Source organism: Amycolatopsis iheyensis (assembly GCF_024703995.1).
In the GTDB taxonomy this organism is placed as follows: domain Bacteria; phylum Actinomycetota; class Actinomycetes; order Mycobacteriales; family Pseudonocardiaceae; genus Amycolatopsis; species Amycolatopsis iheyensis.
The window spans coordinates 454466-479837 of record NZ_JAMXQV010000003.1 but is presented as its reverse complement, the minus strand read 5'-3'; the positions used below and the strand labels follow the sequence as shown (position 1 = coordinate 479837).

Genomic DNA, 25372 nt, shown 5'->3' with positions numbered 1-25372 from the left:
GGCCGGCGACCCGGGTGCTCAGACGCCGCTGACCTGGCGGATCCAGCTGCGGCCCGCCGCGACGCTGCCGTAGGTGGTCGTGCTGGAGCGGTCGCTGGTCGAGCACACCCCCACCTGCACGCCGTCGTCGAGCATCGGGCCGCCGGAGTCGCCGCCGGCCACCGCGCCGTTGGGGGTGTCGGCCGAGATCGCCGGGCCGCCGAAGTAGTCGCTCGCGCCGGTGTCGGAGATCCGCACCGACGCCTGCTTCAGCACGCTGGACTGGTGGTTGCCCTCGTCGCTCGACTGGGTCGCGCCCCAGCCGTAGACCCGGGCGGCGTCGCCTTCCTGCGCGTCCGACGAGCTGCCGGCGAGCCGGGCGTACGTGCTGCCGCCGTTGGTGTTCAGCTTGATCAGGGCCAGATCGCCGCCGGAGTAGACGTAGGTCGACGACGCTTTCGCGTGCACCCCACCGGAAGCGCTGTTCGAGCCGACGTAGAGATCGATGTCGCTCAGCCGCTGCCCGTTGTTGTCGTACATGCAGTGCTTGGCGGTCAGCACCCAGCGCGCGCCGATCAGCGTGCTGGTGCAGAAGAACGTGTAGCCGTTGGCGTGCCCGTTGAAGCGGGTGATGTAGCCGGGGTTCTGGGCGGTGCTGCCGCCGATGATCGACGGCTGGGCGTCGGGCGACAGCGGCGCGACGGTCGGGGCGGCCGAGGCGGGGGCGGCGAGCGTCGCGAGCGCGGCGCACGAACCAGCCAGCAACGCGGCGGCGCGGACGAACCGGCCGGATGACTCACGCATGGGGACTCCTTGACGGGGAAACCGGTGGGGACTCACCGAACGTAAGCGAGTCGTGCGCTGCCGGTAACCGTCCGAAGATCCGAGCCGATCAACGGAACAGGACAGATCGTTCGTCGGGTGACAGCGGCGGGCACCGGCTGTTAAACCGGATCGGTCCGGCACGACCGGACACCGTCCCCCGGCCCGGCGTGATCCGCCCGGTCCGAGTTCCCTTCCCCCGCACCACGCCCGAGGATCACGATGCCGTTGTTCGCGGCGCCGCAGCCGAAACCGGCCGAGCGGGAGCTGGCGCACGCACTGGCCGCCGGCCCGTTCTGCCGTGCGCTCTCCCTCGCCATCGACCGCGGCGGGCTCGGGCTCGCCCGCCTCCACGACCGGCTGGCGGCCGCGGGCGTGCCGGTCAGCACGACGACGCTCAGCTACTGGCGCACCGGCCGGACCCGCCCGGAGCGGCCGGGCTCCCTGCGCGCGGTCGCGGTGCTGGAGGACGTCCTCGGCCTGCCCGCGCGGTCACTGACCGAGCTGCTGGTCCTCCCCGGCCACCCGGGCGCCCCCGATCCGGTGCGCTGGGAACGGTTGTGGGGCCCGCGCGACAGCGTCCTGCCGGCCCTGCATTCGTTCGACGCGGCCGACGAGACGTCGTTGCTGGTGGTCAGCCTGCACGAAGCCCTGCACGTCGGCGCCGACCGCTCGCTGACGTCGTTGCGGGTGCGCGAGGTCGTCCGCGCGGTGGACGAGCCGGTGCAGGCCAAGGTGGTGGCCCTGCGCGGCTGCCGGCCGGGCAACCCACCCCGGCTGGTGTCGACGCGCTACTGCCGGCCGGTGCGCACCGAAGTGCTGCCGGAGGCGGGGTTCGTGCTCAGCGAACTGGTCCCGGAACGCCCGTTGCGCATCGGCGAGACGGCGATCATCGAGTACGAGTTCGAGTACACGGACGGCGTACCGGACACGAGCTACGACCGCCGGTTCCGGCACCTGGTGGCCGAGCACCTGCTGGAGGTCCACTTCGCCACGCGGGACTTTCCGGCGACGTGCCACGGTTACCGGCTCGACTCGACCGACGGGCCGGAACGCGACGTCGTCGAAGTGCCGTTGTTCCCGGCGACCCCCGCCCACGTCTTCACCGACGGCGTCGGCCCCGGTATCCGGGGGATGCGCTGGAGCTGGGGGTAGCCGATCACGCGCACCGCTGCCGATCTGGCCGGCGCCCGCGTCCGCTTCTGCCCGCCGGTCAGTTCCCGTGCGGTCCGGGTGCGGCGCTGCCGGAGTACTCGCCGAGGCCGGAGACCAGTTCGGTGAGCTCGGGGTCGCTGTCGTAGCGGCGCTGGTGCAGTTCCGCGATCTTCGCGCCCATCTCGGGATCCGGGTCGTCGGTGATGTCGAACGACATGAACTTGTCCACCAGCGGCAGGCCGACCCGATCGGTGTTGCGGTGCGCCGGGTGGATGAGGTACTCCCAGTAGCCTTGGAGGTCCTCGATCACGAAGGTCGCACCCCACTCGTACTCGCCGCCGTAGTCGCGGCCGACGACGAACGACTTCACCGACGGGATCGACCGGCCCTGGTTGCGCAGGCTCTCCAGGGCCTCCTCGACGGCCGCCGAGCCGGCGTCCGGCTTCAAGGTGAACCGGTTTCCGTGGAAGATCATGGGGTTTCCTTTCGAATACGAGTGGCGGCGACGGCAACGGCCGCGCCGACGGTCAGTGCGATCCCGGTCCAGGTGAACGTGGCGGCCACCCCGACGGTCCGGATGAGAGGTTGAACGACGGGCGGGGAGAGAAACTGGCCGAGGAAGATGCCCGCGACAAGTCCACTGAGGACTCGACCGCGCCGGTCCGGCGGAGCCTGCTCGCTGAGCATCAGGGTCAGGTTGGGCACCGCGAACCCGACACCGGCTCCGCCGACGAGCAGGCCTGCCGCGACGCCGGCAACCGTGCCGGACACGCCGATCAGCAACCAGCCGGCGCCGAGCAGCGCGATGCTCGTCGCCGTGACCACCGTGGTGGTCAGGCGGCGGCGCACCGCGGGGAACGCCAACGCGCCGAGCGCGCTGGTGAGCGTGCTGCCCGCGATCACCGCGCCGACGACGACCGGTCCGGCACCGAAACCGCCCAGCAGGAACGGCAACTGGGTCGGCGCCATGTAGAACACCAGTGTCGCAACGATTGCCAGCGCGTAGACGCCCAGTATCGGACCGGTCATCGTCCTGCCGCGGTGCGCGGACGCGGTGGGCGCGTCGCGGGGAACATCGCGCACCGTGCAGACCGCGAACAACGCGACGACGGCGGCGACCGCGTAGATCCAGAACGGGGTCCGCCAGCTGACCGTGGCCAGGACTCCGGCCAGCGGCAGGAAAACCACGCCACCCAGGCTCGCGAAGGCCTGCTGAAGCCCGAGGAACGACGCCCGGCGTGGCCCGTCGAACCAGTCGGTGATCGTCGCGGTGACCGCCGTCATGACGCCCCCGACGGCGATCCCGAGCAGTGCCCGGGTGGCGAGCAACAGGTAGAGATCGTCGACGAAGTACCCGGCGGTTCCGCAGACGGCGTACGCGGCGAGGCTGAACACGAGCAGCGGGCGCCGCCCCACCCGGTCCGCGACCACCCCGGACACCGGCGCGCTCACGGCGATCATGAGCGAGGTGACCGTCAGCGCGAGCCGGACCAGGAGGTCCGCGCTCGGCGATGCGGCGTAGACCGTGCTCATTTCCGGCAGGCTGGGTGCGATGATCGCCGCCGCCATGATGGTCAACGCCGCCGCGCCCAGGATCGTGCCGCGGGCGAGACCGCCTGGCGTTGTCCGGTCGACCTGAGCTGTCATGCCACCACAGTCGCCCGGCAGCCGTCCCCACCGCGTCGGCGACGGTCACCTATATCCCGCCTACGGCCGGAAGTGAGTCGCCTACTGTTCACCTCATGCGAACGCCACTCCGGCCACCCGGTTCGCTGGTCGGCAGACGCGACGAGACCAGCCGCCTTGACGCCCTGCTCGACGCCGCGGAGAAGGGCGAAGGCGGGGTGCTCGTGCTGCGTGGCGAGCCGGGGATCGGCAAGAGCGCCCTGCTGGACCACGTCGAGCGGACCGCGAGCGGCCGGTTTCGGGTGATCCGCGCGGCCGGGTCGGAGTTCGAGGTGGAGCTGCCGTTCGCCGCACTGCACCAGCTCTGCGTCCCCGCGCTGGCCCGGCTGGACGAGCTCTCCCCGGCCCACCGCGACGCCCTGCGGGTGGCGTTCGGCCTGGCCGACGGCAGGCCGGACCGGTTCCGGATCGGCTTGGCGAGCCTCGCGTTGCTGGCCGTGGCCGCGCGGGAACGTCCGCTGCTGTGTGTGGTCGACGACGCCCACTGCCTGGACGACGCGTCCATGAAGGCGCTGACGTTCGTGGCCCGGCGGATCGCCGCGGAGCCGGTCGCCATGGTGTTCGCGGCCCGCGCACCGAGTGCCGGCCACGGGCTGGACGAACTACCCGGCGTCCTGCTGGCCGGCCTGAGCGCCCCGGACGCCCGCGCGTTGCTGGCCGCGCACAGCGTCTCCCCGACCGACGAGCGGATCCGCGACCGCGTCCTGGGCGAGGCGCGAGGCAACCCGCTGGCGCTGATCGAGCTGCCGAACGCGGGCGGCTTCGCGTTGCCCGGTCCGGCGTCGGTGCCGAGCCGGATCGAGCAGAGCTACCAGTCCAGGCTGGCGGACCTGCCCGAGGCCGCCCGGGTGCTGCTGACCATCGCGAGCGCGGAGCCGACCGGCGACCCGGGGCTGTTGTGGGACGCCGCCGACCGGCTGGGCGTCGACGTGCGCGCGAGCACCACCGCGGCCGAGGCCGCCGGCCTGGCGGAGTTCGCCAGCCAGGTGCGGTTCTGCCACCCGCTCGCCCGTTCGGCGGTGTACCGGGCGGCCGAGCCGGACCTGCGGCGCGCGGCACACCAGGCGCTGGCCGCGGCCACTGATCCGGTCACCGCGCCGGACCGGCGGGCCTGGCACCGCGCTCAGGCCAGTACCGGGCCGGACGAAGAGGTCGCCGGCGAACTGGAGTCGTCGGCGTCGCGCGCACGGGCTCGTGGCGGTGTTGCTGCCGCGGCGGCGTTTCTCGAACGCGCGGCGGCGTTGTCCCTCGAGCCGGGCAAACGCACCGAGCGCACGCTCGCCGCGGTACGGGCGACGCTCGACTCGGGCGCGGCCGACGCGGCCCACACCCTGCTCACCACCATCGACCCCACCGCACTCGACGAGTTCCACCGCGCGACGGTCGACCTGCTGCGGGGGAAGATCGCGGTCGTCCGGCCCGGGGACGACAGCGGACCGACGCTGATGCTGCGCGCGGCGCAACGGCTCGCCACGCTGGATCCGCAGCGGTCGCGAACGTACTTCCTGGCCGCGGTGGAGATGGCGCTCGCGGCCGGCCGGGCCGGCGGAGCGCTGGACCGGGTCGTGGCGGCGGCACGCGACGCGCCGGCTGTGCCGGGACCGCCGGACGTACTCGACGCGCTGGTCGGGCTCGAGGGCGGGAACCGCCGCTGCGGCATCCCCCTGGTCCGGCGGGTGCTCACCGGCGCGACGGCCGAGTGGACGCGGGCTCCCGGCCTGGCCAGCATGCTTGCCGGTGAGCTGTGGGACGAGGACGCCCACGCGGCGGTCATCGACTGGCTGGTGCGGACCGGCCGGGACACGGGTTCACCACTGACGCTCCGGCTGGGGCTGTCCCAGGCGGCCGTCGCCGCGGTGCTGACCGGCGACTTCGGGCAGGCCATGGCGGCGATCGCCGAGGAAGAGGCGATCGCGGGTGCCTTCGGCGACGCGCCGCAGATGTACGCGCGAGTGCACCTGGCCGCCATGCGCGGCCGCGCGGCGGAGGCGCTCGGCCTGTTCGCCGAGCTGGCAGGTCAGGACGTCCTCCTGTTGACGGCGAACGTCCACTGGGGCGCGGCACTGCTGCACAACGGCACCGCGGACTACCGGACCGCGCTGGACGCGGCCCGCCGCGCCACCGCGCCCGGCGACCTGTTCCTCGCCGGTATCGCCCTGCCCGAGCTGGTGGAGGCCGCCGTCCGGTGCGGCGAACACGCGGCCGCCGAGTCGGCACTGAGCTCCCTCGTCGAGCGCACGGAACCGACCGGCACCGGCTGGGGCCGGGGCGTCACGGCCGCGGCCCGCGCCCTGGTCACCGACGAGGAAGACGACTACCGGGAAGCCATCAAGCACCTGGCGGACAGCCGCGTGGCGCCGTACCGCGCCCGGGCACACCTGCTGTACGGAGAATGGCTGCGCCGCAAGGGCCGCCGCGCCGACGCCCGCCGGCAGCTGCGCACCGCCCACGATCAGCTGTCCGCGATCGGGATGGAGGCGTTCGCCCAGCGCGCCGCGGCCGAGCTCCGCGCAACCGGTGAGGTGGCACGCAGCCGCGCGTCCCGCGCCTGCGACGACCTCTCCATGCACGAAATGCACGTCGCCCGCCTGGTCGCCACCGGCGCGACCACCAAGGAGGTCGCCGCCCGCCTGTTCCTCAGTCCGCGCACTGTCGATGCCCACCTGCGCAACATCTTCCGCAAGCTCGGCATCACCTCTCGCAAGGAGCTCAAGAGCATTCCGGATATCGGGGACGTAAAACGAGCGGTGTGACTCCCGATCCTGGGAGTCACACCGGGACTACGCCGGGTTCTCCGCGACGGCGAGGTAGTCCGTGTAGATCTGCGGCGAGCCGGAGAACGAGGCCAGCTGCTTCCACTCCTCGTACATCTGCTTGGTGTCGCGGTGGGCGGCCGCGAACTCCGCAGCCTCACCGGTGGCGATGTCGGGCTCGGGGTAGAAGACGTCCAGCGCGTCCAGGCTCGCGATCTCCATCATCATCACGTACTGGTCGAGGCGGTTGCCCCGCTCGCCCTTGAGCACGTGGAACCGCCAGTCCGGGTAGTCGTCGATCCGGTGGTGGTTCTCGGCGATGAACCGGTCGAACTCCTCCTCGGTAACACCGGCGCGCAAGGCCAGGTTGTGGATCCCGACAACCCGGGCGACGGGCTCCTCCCCCGGGCGGTCGCGGTAGCGGGGGCCGGGCGTGACCGTGCTCCGCGGATTGTCGGCCAGCAGCCGGTAGTCGGTGAACAACGTCGGCAGCTCACCGAACGTGCCCAGCCGCCGCCACCGCGCCAGCACCGCCTCCGCCTCGGGGTGCTCCGCCCAGAACTGCCGGGCCGGCTCGGTCTGCTCACCCCGGGCCGTGACGTAGCGGTCGCGCTGCTCGGCGCTCTCGATCTCGTACAACATCAGGTACTGCCCGGCCCGCTCTCCCCGCAACCCGCGCAGCAGAGTCCACCGCCACCCCGGGTACAAGGGCAGGTGAACGCCTTCACCCCGCACGAAGGTCTCGAACTCTTCCGGCGTGACACCAGCTTCTGTGTCGATGGCGATGTACTGGAAGGTGAACACCGACGAGCGTCCCATTGCGCGTCCAATCCTCGGGCCGGGAACGGGATCGCGCGTCCGACAAGCACGACTCCCCAGCACCACATCCTGCCCGCTCCGGAGCAGCGGGTCCTGGACGCGATCCGGCGGGTCGCACCGTCTGCGAAGATCAACCAGCGTCGGAGCTACCAGGAATCACCGATCGTTTCGCCGACAACCGCGCGGAGATGGCTGTCCGCGGACGATCCAGGTGTGATGGCCAGGGACGTTGTCCCGCCTGGCACGGCACCTGCGCCGAGCTGGGGATCAGCCCGAAACCGACCCGGCCTTACCGGCCGCAGACCAACGGGAAGATCGAACGCTTCCACCGACCCCTCGCCGAAAGCCGGGCCCACACCTCGGAAATCCGCGGCACGAGGCGCTACCGGAGTGGCTGCATTTCCACAATCACCACCGACCCCACAGCTCAACCGGCGGCAGGCCACCGGTCACCCGGCTGACCAGCCTCCCTGGACAGCACACCTAGCCGAGCCGAAACCCGGTTCGGCGCCCTCCTGCGGCCTCGTCGAATGCCGCCTGGCCGGCGTGCTCCCAGCCCGGTCGCCACATTGTGTCGCGGAGCCAACCCCGCGGCAGCCGTGGACTGGCGCCGCCTCCGGTGTCCCCGATTCGTGGCCGATCAACGCATCGGGACCCGTCCGGCTCAGTCGGCCCAGTACGCCGCCAGTGCCTTGCCGATCCGGGTCAGTGGCGCGGGTGCGGTCATCTCGTGGTGGGCACAGCCGATCTCGTGGACCGCCACGGTGCCCTTGACATACGGGCGCCAGTCCTCGGCGGTCGGCGCGGGGACCGCCCGGGCGCGGGTGGCCGTGAACAGCAGTGCGTTGCCGCCGAAGGACGGTGGCCGATGGGACATCGTGATCCGGTAGTTGTTGAGGAGCACCTCGCGCAACGCCTCGAACTGCTCGGCGTCGAACCGGGCGAACGCCGTACCTGCCCCCCGAATGGTCGCGAGGACCTGGGCGGCGTCGAGCGGACCCGCCGCGTCCGCCTGTTCGGGTGCGAAGACGTGCAGCAGACCTCGCAGGTGGTCCTGCTCGGTCGGCAGCTCTTCGGGCCGGTCATCCGGATCCGGCACCGAGGTGTCGAGCAACGCGAGGAGCTCGACGCGGTGTCCTCGCCGCTCCAGTTCCGCGGCGACGGCGTGGGCCACCAAGCCCCCGAACGACCACCCCAGCAGGTGGTACGGGCCCGACGGCTGCACGCTCTGCAGCCGGGTGGCGTAGTCCGCGGCCATCTCGGCGATCGACTCCGGCAGCGGGCCCGGCTCGGCGATCCCGCGCGCCTGCAGGACGTAGAGCGGGCGAGTGGCCCCGATGTGCCGGAGCAGCCCCGCGTAGGACCAGCCGAGGCCGCCCCCGGCGTGGAAGCAGAACAGCGGCGCCAGCCCTCCCCCGGACCGCAAGGGCAGCAGCACCTGCAGGGCCTCGCCGTCCGCGGTGTCGTCGTCCAGGCGCTCCGCCAGCCGCGCCGGTGTCGGGGCGTCGAAGAGCAGCCGGATCGGCATGTCCCGGCCGGTCGCCGCGCGGACGCGGTCGATCAGCCGCACGGCCAGGACGGACGACCCGCCGAGGACGAAGAAGTCGTCGTCCACACCCGCCTCGTCGACGTCCAGGACCTCGGCGAACAGCGTGCACAGCACCTGTTCCCGGGGTGACCGCGGCAGCCGCCGGGCCGGGCCGGACGTGGCCGGAGGCGCCGGCAAAGCCGCGCGGTCGAGCTTGCCGTTGGCGGTCAGCGGCAAGGCGTCGAGGACGACGATCGCCGACGGCAGCAGGTACGCGGGCAGCAGCGCGGCCAGGTGGTCCCGCAGTTCCGCCGGGTCCACCCCGGCCGCCGCGGGGACCACGTAGGCGACCAGCCGGACGTCCCCGGGGCCGTCACCGCGGGCCGCGACGGCGGCTTGCCGCACCCGGGGGTGCCCGGTGAGCACGTGCGCCACCTCGCCCGGCTCGATCCGGAACCCGCGGATCTTGAGCTGGTCGTCGGTCCGGCCCAGGTACACCAGCTCGCCGTCGCGGCCGCGCCGCACCCGATCACCGGTGCGGTACATCCGGGCGCCGGGCGGCCCGGCCGGGTCGGCGGTGAAGCGCTCGGCGGTCGCCGCCGGGCGGCCGAGGTAGCCGCGCGCCAAGCCGGTGCCGGCGAGGTACAGCTCGCCCGGCGCGCCGGGCACCACCGGCCGCAGCCGGTCGTCGAGGACGCGGACGGCCATCCCGGACAGGGGTGCCCCGATCGGGAACACATCGCCGACCGGGCCGCGCGTGGTGTGGCACGTCGCGAACGTCGTGGTCTCGGTCGGTCCGTAGCCGTTGCCCACGACGGTGCCGGGACAGGCGTCGAGCACCCGGCGCACCGCCCGCGGCGAGACGACCTCGCCGCCCGCCCAGACCTCGCGCACGCCGCGGAAGGCCGCCGGATCGTCCTCCGCGATCACGGCGAACAGCGCGGCGGTGATGAACAGGCCGGTGATCCCCGCGGCGCCGATCGCGCGGCGCAGCGCCGCGGCGTCGAGCCCGCCCAGCGGCGCCACCACGATCCGGCCGCCGGTGAGCAACGGCACCCACAGCTCGTAGGTCGACGCGTCGAACGCCGTCGACGCGTGCTGCAGCACGCGCTCGGCGTGCCCGTGCCGCCAGGCGGGGTCACCGGCCAGGTCGAGCACGGCCTGGTCGGTCACCGCGACGCCCTTCGGCGTTCCGGTCGACCCGGAGGTGTACATGACGTACGCCAGCGAATCCGGCCGCCGCGCCACCGCGCCGGCCATGGGCTCGCCGGCGACGGCCCGGATCACCGGGAGACCGAAGCCCGTGACGTCGTCGTCCCCCGCCAGGACGGCGATCGCGGCGGTGTCACGCAGTATCAGCTCGGTGCGCGCGGCCGGCTGGGTGCTGTCGATCGGGACGTACGCGGCGCCGGCCCGCACGATCGCCAGCACGGCGACGACGAAAGCGGCGGACCGCCCGAGCAGCACGCCCACCGGGGTTTCCGGGCCGGCGCCGGCGTCGCGCAACCGGGCCGCCAGGACAGCCGCCCGGCGATCCAGCTCCCGGTAGGACAGCCGTTCCTCGCCGTCCTCGACGGCGATCGCTTCCGGGGTCCGCGCCACCTGCGCGGCCCACGCACCGGCGAGGTCGCCCGGGCGGGTCGGCGCCGGCGGGACCGCGAGGTGCCGCAGTTCGGCCGGGTCGAGGAGCTCGACCGCGCCGATCCGGGTCCCCGGGTCGGCCAGCACGGCCGCCAGCAGCCGTCGCCACCGCGTCACCAGGTCGGCGGCGGTGGCCGGGTCGAACAGATCGGTGCTGAACTCGCACAGTCCCGAGATCCCGGCCGGGTCACCGTTCTCGTGGTGCTCCTGCAACCCGAACGACAGGTCGAAGCGGGCCGCGCCGAGCGACGCTTCCTGCGGGACGACCGTCAGGCCGGGCAGGGTGAACTCTCCGGCCGGAGCGCTCTGCAGCGTGAGCGAGACCTGGAACAGGGGGTGGTGCGCGGCCGAACGCGCCGGCGCCAAGTGCTCCACCAGCATCTCGAACGGGACGTCCTGGTGCGCGTAGGCGGCCAGATCGGTCTCCCGCACCCGCGCCAGCAGCTCGGCGAACGACGGGTCGCCACTCGTGTCCGTGCGCAGGACGAGCATGCTGACGAAGAACCCGACGACGTCGTCGAGCGCGTCGTCGTGCCGCCCGGCGACCGGTGCCCCGAGGACGATGTCGGTGCCCGCGCCCACCCGCGTCAGCAGCGCCGACAACGCCGCCTGCAGCACCATGAACACCGTGGCGCCGTGCGCGCGCGCCACGGCGAGGACTTCGCGGTGCAGCCCGGCGTCGAAGGTGAAGGTGAACGAGTCGCCGAGCCCGGTCGCGACGGCGGGCCGGGGTCGGTCCGCGGGCAGCTCCAGCCGGTCGGGCAGGCCGGCCAGCGTGGCGCGCCAGAACCCCAGCTGCGCGGCGAGCGGGCTGCCGGGATCCTCGGCGCTGCCCAGGGTTTCCTGCTGCCAGAGGGCGTAGTCGGCGTACTGCACCGGCAGGTCCGGCCACGACGGCGCCGTTCCCCGCACGCGGTGTTCGTAGGCGGTCCGCAGGTCTCGGGCCAGCGGCGCACTCGACCAGCCGTCGCCGGCGATGTGGTGCACCAGCAGCACGATCACGTGGTCGTGGCGGCCGACTTCGAAGACCGACAGCCGCGCGGGTGCTTCCGCCGCCAGGTCGAAGCCGTGCCGGACCGCGTCGCGAACGCGCTCGGCCAGTGCGGCCTCCGGCACCACGGCGCGCTCCGGCGCCGGCGCTTCCGGCCGGATCACCGCGAACGGGCCGGCGTCGTCGGTGTCGAAGACCGTGCGCAGCGCCTCCTGCCGGGTCGTCACGTCGTGCCACGCCGCGCACAGGGCATCGACGTCGAGGTCACCGGTGACCCGCAGCACCAGCGGCAGGTTGTAGGTCGCGGCCGGCCCGTCGAGCCGGCTCAGGAACCACAACCGGCGTTGGCCGTGAGACAGCGGCAGGCGGTCCGGGCGCACCGCGGGCCGGAGCGGGACCCGGGTGGCACCGCCGTCCAGGCGGGCGGCCAGCCCGGCGACGGTCGAGGTCTCGAAGACCGTGCGGATCGGCAGTTCGGCGCCCAGTGTCGAGCGCACCCGGTTGGCCAGCCGGGTGACCAGCAGCGAATGGCCGCCCAGGACGAAGAAGTCGTCGTCCGGACCGACCTCGGGCAGCCCCAGCACCTCGGCGAAGAGACCGCAGAGGAGCTCTTCGCGCGGCGATCGCGGAAGCCGACGCACGGGCTCGGCGAACAGCGGTGCGGGCAACGCCGGGGTGTCGACCTTGCCGTTCGGGGTGCGCGGCAGCTCGTCGAGCACCACGACAGCGGCGGGCACGAGGTGAGCGGGCAGCCGCTCCGCCAGGAACGCCCGCAGCGCGGCGCCGTCGCGCGCGCCGCCCGCCGCGTAGCCGACCAGCCGAGGTTCCCCGCCGTCGTCCGCGCGGACCGCCACCGCGGCCTGGACGACGTCCGGGTGCTGTGCCAGCACCGCGGCCACTTCGCCGGGTTCGACGCGGAAACCGCGGATCTTGACCTGGTCGTCGGTCCGGCCGAGGAACTCCAGCGTTCCGCCGGCCTGCCACCGGACGCGGTCACCGGTCCGGTAGAGCCGCGCGCCCGGCGGGCCGGCCGGGTCGGCGACGAACCGGGACGCGGTCAGGCCCGGGCGGTGCGCGTAACCACGGGCCAGGCAGGCGCCGCCGACGTACAGTTCGCCCGGCCGCCCGGGCGGGACCGGCAGCAAGCCGGCATCGAGCACCCGGACGGTCACGCCGGCGACGGGCCCGCCGATCGGGACCGGCAGCCGCCAGTCCTCCGGGTCACCCGGGAGCGTGTGGCTGGTGACGACGTGCGTTTCGGTCGGGCCGTACTGGTTGTGCAGCCGCCTCCCGGGCACCTGCGCGCAGAACCGGCGGACCTCGTCGCCGGCCTGCAGGGCCTCCCCCGCGTGGATGACGCCGGTGAGTTCGGGCAGCGTGCTGCCCTGCTCGCGGGCCGCGTCGACCAGTGCTTCCAGCACCGCGTTGACGGTGTAGAGCTCGTTCGCGCCGGTTTCGGCGAACCAGGTGGCCAGCGCGGCCATGTCGGTGCGGGCCGCGGCGGGAACCACGACGAGCGTCTTGCCGTACAGCAGCGCCGACAGCAGCTCCTGGATCGAGGCGTCGAAGCTGTGCGAGGCGAACTGGGCCGTCCTCAGTGGACGGTCGGCGGGGACCACGGCGGCGTGCGCCGGCAGCAGGTTCAGCAGCGCGGCGGCCGGCATCAGCACGCCTTTCGGGCGCCCGGTGGAACCCGAGGTGTAGATCAGGTACGCCGGGTGTTCCGGCCGCAGCGGCCGGACGCGATCGGCGTCCGCGGGATCCGTCGCGGCGTGGGTCGCCAGCTCCGCCGCGACGGACGCGGTGTCCAGCAGCAGCGCGTCGACGCCGTCGGCGGGCACCGCGCCGGTGGTGGTCAGCAGCAGCACGGGCCGGGCGTCGGCGAGCATGTACTCGATCCGGGCGGCCGGGTAGTCCGGGTCCACCGGCACGTACGCCGCGCCGGCCTTGAACACCGCGAGCACGGCGACCACCCACAGCTCGGAGCGCGGCAGCGCCAGCGCGACCACCTGTTCCGGCCCGATCCCGCGGGCGATGAGCAGCCGTGCCAGGCGGTTGGCCTGCTCGTTCAAGGCGGCGTAGGTCAACTCGGTCCGGTCCGCGACGACCGCCAGGCGGCCCGGGGTCCGCGCCGCCTGCGCTTCGAAGAGCGCGGCGAGGCTCGTGACGGGCGCGGTGGCGGCCGGACCGGTGCCGTGCGCGGCCAGTGCCTCGCGTTCGGCCCCCGAGAGCAGGTCGACCCGGCCGATCCGCCGCTGCGGGTCCTCGGTGACGGCGAGCAGAAGCCGTTCCCAGCGGGCGACGAGCGCCTCGACCGTGGTGGCGTCGAACAGGTCGGTGCGGTACTCGGCCATCCCGGTCAGGCCCCCGGCCGCCGCGCGTTCGGACAGGTTGAGCGCCAGGTCGAAGCGCGCCGTGCCGACGGGCGCCGCCTCGCCCCGGACGTCGAGACCGGGCAGGTCGAACCGGCCGGCCGGGGTGTTCTGGACGGCGAGCGAAACCTGGAAGAGCGGGTGGTGCCCGGCCGACCGCCGCGGGTTGAGGGCATCGACCAGGTGCTCGAACGGCAGGTCCTGGTGGGCGTAGGCGGCCAGGTCGGACTCCCGCACGCGCGCCAGCAGTTCGGCGAACGTCGGGTCCCCGCTCGTGTCCGTGCGCAGGACGAGCGTGTTGACGAAGAACCCGACGAGGTCGTCGAGCTTCTCGTCGAGGCGGCCGGCGACCGGGGTGCCGAGCGCGACGTCGGTTCCGGCGCCGAGGCGGCCCAGCACCGCCGCCAGCCCGGCCTGGACGACCATGAAGAGAGTGGTGCCGGTCGCGGCCGCGAGGTCGCGCAGCCGCCGGTGCAGCCGGGTGTCCCAGTCGAACCGCAGCTCACCGCCGCGGTGGCTCGCCACGGCCGGCCGAGGCCGGTCGGTCGGCAGCTCGGTGCGCTCGGGCAACCCGGCCAGCCGGGTGCGCCAGTAGCCCAGCTGTCGCGTGAGCTCACTGTCCGGATCGGACTCTTCGCCGAGGAGTTCCCGTTGCCAGAGCGTGTAGTCCGCGTACTGCACCGGCAGTTCGCTCCACTGTGGAGCTTCTCCGGCGCAGCGGGCCGCGTACGCCGCGACGAGGTCGCGCGCGAGGGGGCCGGCCGACCAGCCGTCCCCGGCGATGTGGTGCAGGAGCAGGACGAGCACGTGGTCGGTGGGGCCCAGTTCGGCCAGCTCCACCCGGAACGGTGGTTCGCCGGCGAGGTCGAAGCCGTACCGGACCGCCTCGCGCAGGTGCTCGGCCAGCTTTCCCGGCGCGACGCGCCGCCGCGGCAGGGCCACTTCGGCGGGCGGGGTTACGATCTGGACGGGAGCCTGGTCCCGGTCGGCGACGACGGTGCGCAGGATTTCGTGCCGCGCGACGACGTCGCCGAGCGCGGCCCGCAGCGCGCCGACGTCCAGAGTCCCCTTCAGCCGCAGCACGAACGGCATGTTGTAGGTCGCGCTCGGTCCCTCCACGCGGTGCAGGAACCACAGGCGCCGCTGCGCGAACGACAACGGCACCTCGGCGGGCCGCGCCCGCCGGGCCAGCGGTGGCCGGACCGGGGCGCCGTCGTCGATCAGGCGCGCCAACCCGGCGACGGTCGGGGCGGCGAAGACATCGCGGATCGGCACCTCGGCCCCGAGCACCGCGCGGATGCGGCTGACCAGCCGGGTCGCGAGCAGCGAGTGGCCACCGAGGTCGAAGAAGCCGTCGTCCACGCCCACCGACGGCAGGCCGAGCACCTCGGCGAACAACCCGGAGAGCAGGTCTTCGCGCGGGGTCCGCGGCGCCCGGCCGCCGCGCGAGCCGAACGTGGGCGCGGGCAGCGCGGCGCGGTCGAGCTTGCCGTTGACCGTGACCGGGAGCGTGTCGAGCACGACGACCGTGGCGGGGACGAGGTGGGCGGGCAGCCGCTCGGCCACGAACGCACGGACCTCGGCGCCCTCGACCCGCCGCCGGGCCGGCGCCGTCGCCGGGGCGGCCGGTCCGGGAGCCGGGCACAGCCGCAGCGCTCCGGCGGCGAACACGACGTCCACGAGGTCGGGTCCGGCGTCCGACACAGTCACGCGGCCGCCGAGGGTGTACAGCTCGTCCGGGTCGACGCCCGTGCTCGGCGCTGTCCCGGCGAGCAGCGCGGACTCCTCGGCCAGCCGGGCGTTCGGGATGCCCAGCACCCGGACGTCGGCCAGCCCGGCCAGCTCGCTCGCCGAGCCGAACTCCGCCCAGTCGCGGCGTTCCAGGGCGGACACGTCCCGCGCCGGTCCGGTGTGCAGCACGACGTCGAGCCGGTGGGCCGAGAGCTCGTTGCGGAATCCGGCACGGGGCACTCGCACCTCGACCCCCGAAAATCCGCTCAGCCCGGCGAAGAAGCCCGGGTCCAGCACCAGCTCCGGCTCGGGGCCGGCCCCGAGCGCCGCTTCGCGGGCGGCTTCGGGCGACGCACCGTGCGCCACCGCGATGCCCGCGCGCAACGCCGGCAGGGTGCGCAGGTTCCGGACGTCCCCGACGAAGATCCGCCCGCCGGGAGCCAGCAGCTCCCGCGCTCCGGCCAGCACCCGTTCGAGGTAGCCGGTGCCCGGGAAGTACTGCACCACGGAGTTCAGCACCACGACGTCGAACCGGCCCGGCGGCAGCCCGGAGAAGTCGTCCGCCGCTTGGGCACGCAGGGTCACCCGCTCCGCCCACGGCTCCGAGGCGATCCGCTCCGCCAGACCCGAGACCGCGTGCGGCGAGAGGTCGGTGCCCCAGTATTCCACTGTGGACGGTGCCACCCCGGAGAGCACGATCCCGCTGCCCGCCCCGATTTCCAGGACGCGCCGAGGCGCGCTTTCGAGGACCTGGCGCACCCGTTCCGCCCGCCACGCCGCCATCTCGGCAACCGGGATCGGCGCGCCGTCGTAAGCCGAGTTCCAGCCCTCGAACTCGGACGTGAGGCCGGCGTAGAGCCCGTCGTAGGTGGACTGCCATTCGGCGACCACGGTCTCGTCCCGGACAACGGTTTCCCGGCCGGTGACGTACCCGACGAGGTGCTCGCCGGTCCGCTCGCCGCGGTGCACGGCGGCCGCGGCCGCGCCGACCGCGGGGTGCGCGGCCAGCGCCGACTCGACCTCGCCGAGCTCGATCCGGAACCCGCGCACCTTCACCTGGTCGTCGGCACGCCCGACGAACTCGAGCAGGCCGTCCTGCGACCAGCGCACGACGTCGCCGGTGCGGTACATCCGCGTGCCCGGGGCGCCGTGGGGGTCGGGCAGGAACCGCGCCGCGGTCGGCCCGGGCCGCCGGTGGTAGCCCAGAGCCACGGCCGGCCCGGCGACGTACAGCTCGCCGGGCGTGCCCGGGGCGACCAGGCGCAACCGGGCGTCCAGGACGTAGACGCGCGCGCCGGCGACCGGCCGGCCGATCGGTGGCGGCCCCGCCGTGAGCGGCGCGCTGATCGTCGCGCACACGGTCGTCTCGGTCGGGCCGTAGGCGTTCACCATCCGGCGGCCCGCGGCGAACCGGGTGACCAGCGCCGGCGAGCACGCCTCCCCGGCGACGACCAGCGTCCGGACGGTCGGCAGGGTCTCGCCCTCCGGTGTGGTCGCCAGCAGCGACGGCGGCACGGTCAAGTGCGTGATGCCGGACTCCGCGCAGAGCTCGGCCATGCCCGCGCCCGACGGCTGCCAGCCCGGTGGTGGGACGACGGCCGCGCCGCCGGAGAGCAGGGCCAGGCAGAGATCCCAGAACGCGGCGTCGAAACTCGGGGACGACACCAGCAGGACGCGCATGTCCGGTGCGGGCGCGAGGTGCTTCCGGTGCGTGGCGACGAGGTTCGCCACTCCCGACTGCGACACCAGCACGCCCTTCGGCACCCCGGTGGAGCCGGAGGTGTAGATCAGGTACGCGGGCGCCCCGGGTGCGGCGGGCCACGGCCCGGCCGGGGGCACCGCCGCCAGTTCCGCCGCGAACTCCGCGGACCGCACGTCCACGACGCCGGGGGCCGGCTCGGCGCCGAGCACGAGGGACGCGCCCGCGTCGGCGAGCATCTGCTCCCGCCGCGCCGCCGGGTAGGCCGGGTCGACCGGGACGAACACCACGCCCGCCTTGGCCGCGGCGACCACCGCGGCCACCCACTCCGGCGAGCGCGGCAGCACCAGCGCGACGCGGTCACCCGCGCGCAAGCCGCGCGAACGCAGCCACGCGGCCCACCGGCCGGTCCACGCGTCCAGTTCGGCGTAGGTCCAGCGCCGGGCCCCGCAGGCGAGTGCGACGCGCTCCGGCCCGTCGGCCGCCACCGCGCCGAACAGCTCGGCGAAACCCCCGGTGTTCCCGGTCATCTTCAGTCCCCCACAGACCAGCCGGACAGCAGCCCGGCCCGTTCCTCGTCGGTCATGATCTCGAGCCGCCCGATCGGCGTCGCCGGGTCGGCGGCGGCCCCGGTCAGCAGGATTTCCCAGCGCCGGAGCAGGTCCGTCACCGTTTCCGGGTCGAACAGGTCGGTGGCGAACTCGACGAGCCCGCTCAGCCCGGCGGGCTCGCCGTCGTCGTAGTGATCGGTGAGGCTGACGAACGCCTCCACGCGCGCCGTGCCGGTCCGCACCGGGCGGCGGCCGACCCGCAGCCCGGGCAGGTCGAGCTCGCCACGCGGCGCGTTCTGCAGCGCGAGCACGATCTGGGCCAGCGGCTGGTGCGCCGTCGAGCGTTCCGGGTTGAGGACCTCGACGAGATGCTCGAACGGCACGTCCTGGTGCGCGTAGGCGGCCAGGTCGGTCTCGCGGACGCGGGCGAGCAGTTCGGTGAAGGCCGGGTCGCCGCTCGTGTCGGTGCGCAGGACCAGGGTGTTCACGAACAGGCCGACCAGCTCGTCCAGGGCCGGGTCGGCCCGGCCGGCGATCGGCGCTCCGAGCACGATGTCCGTGCCCGCGCCCATCCGCGTCAGCAGCGCCGAGAACCCCGCGTGCAGGACCATGAACAGGGTCGCGCCGTGTGCCGCGGCGAGCCCGGCCAGCGCGCGGTGCAGGACCGCGTCGAGCTCGAACCGCACGACGTCGCCCGCCCCGCTCGGCCGCGTCGGCGGCGGGCGGTCCGCGGGCAGCTCCAGCCGCTGCGGCGCCCCGGCGAGGCGGGTGGTCCAGTAGGCCGTCTGCCGGGAAAGCACGCTCTCCGGGTCGGCCTCGTCGCCGAGCAGCTCGCGATGCCACAGCGCGTAGTCCGCGTACTGGACCGGGAGCACGTCCCACGCCGGGGCCGTGCCGGCCGACCGTGCGGCGTAGGCCTCGACGAGGTCACGGGCCAGCGGCCGGGTCGACCAGCCGTCGCCCGCGATGTGGTGCAGCACCAGGACCAGCACGTGTTCGCCGTCGGCGGCCTCGAGCAGCTCCGCGCGCAGCGGCGGCTCCGCGGTGATGTCGATCCCCAGCCGGACCGCTTCGTCGACGTGCTTGGCCAGATCGGCGGCGTCGACCTGGCGCACCGGCAGCGGCACCGCCGAGACGGGCAGGATCCGCTGGTGCGGGACGCCGTCGCGGTGGGGGTAGACCGTGCGCAGGACCTCGTGGCGCGCGGTCACGTCGGTCAGGGCGGCCTGCAGGGCTTCGACGTCGAGACGTCCCCGCAGGTCGAGCGCGAGCGGCATCGAGTACGTGGCGGAGCGCCCGTCCCGGCGGTGCAGGAACCAGAGCCGTCGCTGGGCGAAGGAGAGCGGCACCGGCTCGGGCCGCTCGCGCGGGCGCAACGGCGGCACCGGCCGGGGCCGCTCGAGCAGCTCCAGCACGCCCGCGACGGTGGGCCGGTCGAACACCGAGCGCACGGCGAGTTCGGCGCCGAGCGCGCCGCGCACGCGCGCCACGAGCCGGGCGGCAAGCAGCGAATGCCCGCCCAGCTCGAAGAAGCTGTCGTCGATGCCGACCTCGGCCACGCCGAGCACGTCGGCGAACAACCGGCAGAGGATCTCCTCCGCCGGCGTCCGCGCGGCCCGTGAGCCGGGACGGCCGGCGCCCGGGGCGGGTAGCGCGGCGCGGTCCACCTTGCCGTTCGGTGTCAGCGGCAGCGCGGCGAGCACGACCACCTCGGCGGGCACCTGGTGCTCGGGCAGCCGGTCCGCGCAGTCCCGCCGCAGCTGCGCGGCGTCGGCGTCCCCGGCCACGTAGGCGAGGAGGCGGTCGCCGTCGGCGACGACGACCGCGTCCAGGACGCCGGGGCGGCCCGTGAGGACCGCGGCGACCTCGGCGGGTTCGATCCGGAACCCGCGCACCTTCACCTGCTCGTCGGCGCGGCCGCGGTACTCCAGCACTCCGGCGGTCGTCCAGCGGACGACGTCGCCCGTGCGGTACATCCGGGTCCCCGGCTCGCCGTGGGGGTCGGGGACGAACCGCGCCGCGGTCAGGCCCGGGCGGCGGTGGTAGCCCCGCGTCACGCCGGCGCCGGCGACGTAGAGCTCGCCGGGCACCCCGGGCGCCACCGGCCGCAGCCGGTCGTCCAGCACCCGCACGGCCAGGCCGGGAAGCGCCGACCCGATGGGCACGTCCGGGACCGCGGGGTCCACAGTGGACCAAGTGACGTGCACGGTGGTCTCCGTGATGCCGTACATGTTGACCAGCTCGGGTCCCGGCGCGAACCGCTCGGCCCACGCGGCGAGCACCGCCGGGCGCAGGGCCTCGCCGCCGAAGACGACCAGCCGCAGCGCGGGCAGGTCCGGCTCGCCCCGGGCGTGCGCCAGCCCGGCGAACGCCGACGGTGTCTGGTTCAGGACGGTGACGCGCTCGCGGCTCAGCAGCGCGAGGAACTCGTCCGGCGCCCGCGTGACCGGCCGCGGCACCACCACCAGCCGCCCGCCGTGCAGCAACGCACCCCAGATCTCCCAGGTGGAGAAGTCGAAGGCACTGCTGTGGAACAGCGACCAGACATCGTCCTCGCCGAACCCGAACCTCGACGCGGTCCCGGTGAACAGGCCCGTGACGTTGCCGTGCTCGACGACGACCGCCTTGGGCGACCCGGTCGAGCCGGAGGTGTACATGACGTACGCCGCGTGGCCGGGCCGCAGCGGCGACCTCGCCACCGGTGGTGTCGCGGTCCGCCACCGCGGGTCGTCGACGAGCACGGCGGACGGCCCGAACCGGGCGGCGGTCGCCGAGTGCGCGAGCACCGCCACCGGCTCCGCGTCGGCCAGCACGAAGGCGATGCGCGCCTCCGGGTGATCCGGGTCGAGGGGCACGTACGCCGAACCGGCCTTCACCACGGCCACCAGGGCGACCACCAGGTCCACCGAACGGGGCACGGCGACCGCGACCCGGCTTTCCGGCCCCGCCCCGCGCGCCACGAGCTCACGGGCGAGCGTGTTCGCGCGCGCATCCAGCTCGGCGTAGGTGAGCTGAACCCCTTCGCACGTCACCGCGATCCGGGCGGCCGAGGCGGCCGCACTGGCCTCGAACCACGCCGCCAGCGTCGGCGCCGGCGCGACGGGGTCCGGCGGGGCCAGCAGCCGCCGCCGTTCCTCGCCGGTCAGCACCGGGACGCGGTCGACATGCTGCCCGGGATCGGCTGCCACCGCCTCCAGGAACCGCAGCCAGCAGCTGACCAGCCCGGCGACGGTGGCCGCGTCGAACAGGTCGATCCGGTGCCCGGCCAGCACGTCGACGCCGCCCCCGGGCCGCTCGGTCATGCTGATCGCCAGGTCGAACCGGGCCCAGCGCAGCGGGAACGGCTCCGGGCGCACCGCCAGGCCGGGCAGGTCGAACCGGGCGGCCGGCGTGTTGTGCAGGGCGAAGGACACCTGGAACAGGGGGTGGTGCGCGGCGGTCCGGACCGGGTTCACCAGCTCCACCAGGTGCTCGAACGGCACCTCCTGGTGGGCGTACGCCGCCAGGTCGGTCTCCCGGACCCGGTCGACCAGCTCGGTGAACCGCGGGTCGCCCGAGGTGTCGGTCCGCAGCACGAGCGTGTTGGCGAAGAAGCCGACGAGCCCGCTGAGGGCGTCGTCGGTGCGGGCCGCGACCGGCGAGCCGAGGACGATGTCCGTGCCGGCTCCCCACCGCGTCAGCACCGCCGCGAAAGCCGCCTGCAGGACCATGAAGAGGGTCGCGTTGCGGCTCTCCGCCAGCTCGGTCAGCGCGCGGTGGACCGGCGGGGAGATCTCGTACCGCACCACCTCGGCCGCTCGCCCGGCCACGGCGGGGTGCGGCCGGTCGGTCGGTAGCGGCATCCGGACCGGGATCCCGGCGAGCGCGTCCCGCCAGTACGCGGCCCGCCGGGCCATCGCCTCGCCGGCGAGCAGTTCCCGTTGCCACACCGCGTAATCCGCGTACTGGACCGGCAGCGGCGCCCACTCCGGCGCCCGCCCGGCCAGCCGCGCGCCGTAGGCGGTGATCAGGTCCCTGGCCAGCGGCGAAAGCGACCAGCCGTCCCCGGCAACGTGGTGCAGGAGCAGCACGAGCACGCAGGTGCCGTCGCGCAGGCGCAGCAGGTGCGCGCGCAGCGGGACGTCGGTGGCGAGGTCGAAGGCCGTTCCGGACAGCGCGGCCAGCCGCGCGGGGAGGTCGTCGACGTCGGCGACCACCAGTTCCGGGTGCACCGCGCCGGCCGGCCGGACGACCTGGACCGCGCCTTCGGCGTCTTCGGCCAGGACAGTGCGGAGGACTTCGTGGCGGTCCGCGACGTCGGCGAGCGCCGACCGCAGCGCACCGGCGTCGACCTCGCCGGTGAGCCGCAGCGCGAGCGGGATCGTGTACACCGGTGTCGGACCGTCGAGGCGGTGCAGGAACCACAACCTCGCCTGCCCGGCCGAAAGCGGAATCCGGTCCGGCCGCGGGTCCGCCCGGTCCAACCCGGGCGGCGCGCCCTCCGCGGTGTCGAGTTCCGCGGCGAGCGCCGCCACGGTCCGCGCCCGGAACACCTCCCGGATCGAGACCGCCACCCCGAGCACCGCCCGGATCCGGTTGACCAGGTGGGTCGCGAGCAGGGAATGCCCGCCCAACGCGAAGAACCCGTCGTCGACGCCGACCCGGCGCACGCCCAGCACTTCGGCGAACAGCTCGCACAGCACCTGTTCGCGTGGGGTGCGGGGCGTTCCCGCGCCGCCCTCGAATTCCGGAGCCGGGAGTGCCGCGCGGTCGAGTTTGCCGTTGGGGGTGAGCGGAAGTTCCGCCGGCACGAGGACCACGGCGGGGACGAGGTACCCGGGCAGCCGGGCCGCCAGGTCCTCCCGCAGCTGCGCGCCGTCGGCGTCCGGCCCCACCGCGTAGGCCACCAGCAGCCGGTCGCCGTGCACGTCTTCGCGGACGGCCGCGGCGGCCCGGAGCACCGACGGGTGCGCCGCGAGCGCCGCTTCGACCTCGCCGAGCTCGATCCGGTGGCCCCGCACCTTGACCTGCTCGTCGACGCGGCCGCCGAACTCCAGCCCGCCGTCGGTCCCGCACCGGACGAGGTCGCCGGTGCGGTACATCCGCGTGCCCGGCTCGCCGAAGGGGTCGGCCACGAACCGCTCCGCCGTTCCCGCGCCGCGCCCGAGGTAACCGAGCGCCACCCCCGGCCCGGCGACGTAGAGCTCGCCGGTGATCCCGGGACCGACCGGGCGCAACCGGTGGTCGAGCACGCGGATCCCGACGCCGGGCAGCCCCGCGCCGATCGGCACGGGCCCGTCGCCGTGCAGGGGTTCGCTCATCGTCGCGCAGACCGTCGTCTCCGTCGGCCCGTACGCGTTGATCATCCGGCGGCCGGGAGCCCAGCGGGCCACCAGCGACGCCGGCGCCGTTTCCCCGGCGACCACCAGCGTGCGGACCGAAGGCAGCCGCTCCGCTTCGGGCACGGTCGCCAGCAGGGACGGCGGCACGGTCAGGTGCGTGACACCGGCTTCCGCGGCGATCCCGGCCAGCCCGGGTCCGGACGCGGCCCAGTCCGGTGGCGGCACCACCAGCGTGGCCCCCGCGGAAAGCGTCACGACCAGCTCGGCGACCGCAGCGTCGAAACTCGGTGAAGCGAACAGGAGGACCCGGGCGTCCCGCGTGATCGCGAAGCGGGCGCGCTGGGCGGCCGCGAGGCCAGCCAGCCCGGTGTGCGGCACCAGCACACCCTTCGGCGTTCCCGTGGAGCCGGAGGTGTAGATGAGGTACGCGGGCGCGGACACCGGCACGATCACCCGCGGTGCGCCGTCCGGGCCGTCGTCACCCAGGTCGGCTTCCCCCAGGACCAGGGCCGGAGCGGCGTCGGCGAGCATGTGGTCGATGCGGGCGGGCGGGTAGTCCGGATCCACCGAGAGGAAGGCCGCGCCGGTCTTCGCCACCGCGAGCACGCCCGCGACCCAGGCTGGTGACCGGCGGACGGCCAGGGCGACCAGCTCGCCCCGGCGGACCCCGCGGGCGGCCAGCCGCGCGGCGATCCGGTCCGACCAGCGGTCGAGTTCGGCGTAGCTCCAGCCACGGCCGGCGCACTCCACGGCCACGCGCGGACCGGCGGTGACGGCCGCGGCGGCGAACAGCCCGGCCAAGGTCTGCGGCGTGACCCCGGGGGCGGGTACCGGCGGGGCGTCCGCTCCGGGCGGGACCAGCACGGCACCCGCCCGCGCGTCGGCGGCGAACGAGCGCAGGACCGCGAGGAACGCGTCGCGGCGGCCGGCCAGCCCCGCGGCGTCGTGCCGCGCCGGGTTGCCCTCGAAGTCGATCCGCATCCCGGCCTCGTCGGGTCGCGTGTAGACGGTGACGAGGAAGTCCTCCACCGCGCGGATCGACAGGTTGCGCATGCTCGCTTCGTGTCCGCCGAAGCGCACTCCACCGCCGAACGGGCCGATGTTGACGTGGGGCCCGCTGTGCAGCGGGACGCCGGACGGCAAGCCCAGCTCCCGGCGCAGCGTCTCCCCGCGGTAGCGCTGGTGCCGCAGCAGCCGCCCGGTCTCGTCGGACACCCGGCGGGCCAGTTCGGCCAGCGGGAGTCCCGGCTCGGCCGGGACGAGCAGCGGCAGCACGTTGGCGGTCAGGCCCGGCACCCGCTTCGACTCCGTGGTCCGGCGTCCGCTGACCGAGAGCCCGAGCGCCGCCCGCGATCCCCCGTCCGTCGAGTACGCGTACGCGGCCGCCGCGGCCAGGACCACGCTCGACCAGCGGAGACCGAGCTCGCCGGCCAGGCCGGCGAGCTCGTCGCGCAGGCTCCACGGCAGGTAGGTGGTCAGCCTCAGCTGCCGCCGGCCCGCGGGAGCGGGGGCCGGCGGTGGAGCTGGCGGCAGCGTTCCGGCGAGCCTGCCGAGCCAGTAGGCGCGGTCTTCGGCGTGCGCGGGCGACGCCTGGTACTCCGCGTCCGCGTCGAGCAGCGTGGCCAGCGGGCCGAAGACCCGCTCCGGCGCCCGGCCGGCGAGCAGATCGGTGTAGACCGCCGCGACGCGCTTGGCGACCAGGTCGTAGCCGAACCCGTCGAGCGCGATGTGGTGGTAGGCCTGCAACCAGAGGTGCCGCCGGGGCCCGGCCCGGTACAGGGCGTAGCGCAGCGGCGGCCCGGCGGCCAGGTCCATCGGCCCGGCCAGCACCTCCCGCATCCGCGCCTCCGCGGCGGCCACGGGGTCCGGTTCCGCCGAGACGTCGATCAGGGGTACCGGCACGTCTTCGGCCGGGACGACCAGCTGCCGCGGCCCGTCGGCGGTGTCCACGAACCGGGTCCGCAGCGCCTCCGCCTCGCCGACGGTGTGCGTCACCGCGGCCCGGAACGCCTCGACGTCCAGCTCTCCCGGGATGTCGGCGTATTCGCCGACGACGTGCACCGGGTTGGCGGGGTCGAGCTGCTGCGCGTACCAGATCCCGAGCTGCGCCGACGACAACGGCCTGCGTGTTTCCCCGCCCACCGGGCACCGCCCCCTCTGCACCGCAGGACCGGCGCTCCACAATTTTTCGGCACCCCACCCCAAGGCGCTCTCCGCCAAGCTACCCCGCCGCCGGAAAATGGGTCAAGCCCATTGGCGGAAGCTCGTGACTCGGCCACCTCGCTCGTGCTAGACAAGACTTCTGAGGTTTCTCGGAAACGCAT

General features: G+C 74.5%; 8 protein-coding genes and 1 pseudogene. 3 read left to right on the top strand and 6 right to left on the bottom strand.

The window, feature by feature from the left end; genetic code table 11:
• Positions 1 to 18: 18 nt before the first annotated feature.
• Positions 19 to 783, bottom strand: coding sequence for a S1 family peptidase (locus tag M8542_RS09355; RefSeq protein WP_257919637.1), 765 nt, complete (start codon positions 781 to 783; stop codon positions 19 to 21).
• 240 nt (positions 784 to 1023) lie between these two features.
• Between M8542_RS09355 and M8542_RS09350 the strand changes: the two genes are divergently transcribed.
• Positions 1024 to 1956 carry a hypothetical protein gene (locus M8542_RS09350; RefSeq protein WP_257919636.1) on the top strand — a complete coding sequence of 311 codons (933 nt, stop codon included), beginning with the start codon at positions 1024 to 1026 and terminating at the stop codon, positions 1954 to 1956.
• A 58-nt stretch (positions 1957 to 2014) separates the two neighbouring features.
• On the opposite strand, the gene M8542_RS09345 is transcribed toward M8542_RS09350, so the two are convergent.
• The gene (locus M8542_RS09345) at positions 2015 to 2431 is read right to left on the bottom strand and encodes a Dabb family protein (protein ID WP_257919635.1); all 417 of its coding nucleotides are present in this window, start codon (positions 2429 to 2431) and stop codon (positions 2015 to 2017) included.
• On the bottom strand, positions 2428 to 3603 hold the full coding sequence (locus M8542_RS09340; RefSeq protein WP_257919634.1) for an MFS transporter: 1176 nt from the start codon (positions 3601 to 3603) through the stop codon (positions 2428 to 2430). Before M8542_RS09340 ends, M8542_RS09345 begins: the two co-directional genes overlap by 4 nt.
• Before the next feature lie 95 nt (positions 3604 to 3698).
• Here M8542_RS09340 and M8542_RS09335 point away from each other — a divergent pair, with 95 nt between their 5' ends.
• Complete coding sequence (locus tag M8542_RS09335; RefSeq protein WP_257919633.1) at positions 3699 to 6395, top strand: AAA family ATPase; 2697 nt, start codon at positions 3699 to 3701, stop codon at positions 6393 to 6395.
• A gap of 27 nt (positions 6396 to 6422) precedes the next feature.
• On the opposite strand, the gene M8542_RS09330 is transcribed toward M8542_RS09335, so the two are convergent.
• Positions 6423 to 7214 (bottom strand): hypothetical protein, encoded by a 792-nt coding sequence (locus M8542_RS09330; protein WP_257919632.1) that lies wholly within the window; start codon positions 7212 to 7214, stop codon positions 6423 to 6425.
• Positions 7215 to 7453: 239 nt separating this feature from the next.
• Between M8542_RS09330 and M8542_RS09325 the strand changes: the two are divergent.
• Positions 7454 to 7701 (top strand): annotated as a pseudogene (locus M8542_RS09325) (integrase core domain-containing protein); the annotation flags it as partial.
• Positions 7702 to 7878: 177 nt separating this feature from the next.
• Here the strand turns inward: M8542_RS09325 and M8542_RS09320 are convergent.
• Both M8542_RS09320 and M8542_RS09315 read right to left on the bottom strand, forming a co-directional pair.
• Complete coding sequence (locus tag M8542_RS09320) at positions 7879 to 17706, bottom strand: non-ribosomal peptide synthetase (protein ID WP_257919631.1); 9828 nt, start codon at positions 17704 to 17706, stop codon at positions 7879 to 7881.
• 2 nt (positions 17707 to 17708) lie between these two features.
• A complete protein-coding gene (locus M8542_RS09315) occupies positions 17709 to 25190 on the bottom strand; it encodes a non-ribosomal peptide synthetase (protein ID WP_257919630.1) in 7482 nt (2493 codons plus the stop codon).
• Positions 25191 to 25372: the final 182 nt, after the last annotated feature.

What these genes read in the sequence shown, in the direction of transcription:
- M8542_RS09355 (WP_257919637.1), bottom strand. Translation starts at nt 783, where the DNA reads ATGCGTGAGTCATCCGGCCGGTTCGTCCGCGCCGCCGCGTTGCTGGCT.
- M8542_RS09350 (WP_257919636.1), top strand. Translation starts at nt 1,024, where the DNA reads ATGCCGTTGTTCGCGGCGCCGCAGCCGAAACCGGCCGAGCGGGAGCTG.
- M8542_RS09345 (WP_257919635.1), bottom strand. Translation starts at nt 2,431, where the DNA reads ATGATCTTCCACGGAAACCGGTTCACCTTGAAGCCGGACGCCGGCTCG.
- M8542_RS09340 (WP_257919634.1), bottom strand. Translation starts at nt 3,603, where the DNA reads ATGACAGCTCAGGTCGACCGGACAACGCCAGGCGGTCTCGCCCGCGGC.
- M8542_RS09335 (WP_257919633.1), top strand. Translation starts at nt 3,699, where the DNA reads ATGCGAACGCCACTCCGGCCACCCGGTTCGCTGGTCGGCAGACGCGAC.
- M8542_RS09330 (WP_257919632.1), bottom strand. Translation starts at nt 7,214, where the DNA reads ATGGGACGCTCGTCGGTGTTCACCTTCCAGTACATCGCCATCGACACA.
- M8542_RS09320 (WP_257919631.1), bottom strand. Translation starts at nt 17,706, where the DNA reads ATGACCGGGAACACCGGGGGTTTCGCCGAGCTGTTCGGCGCGGTGGCG.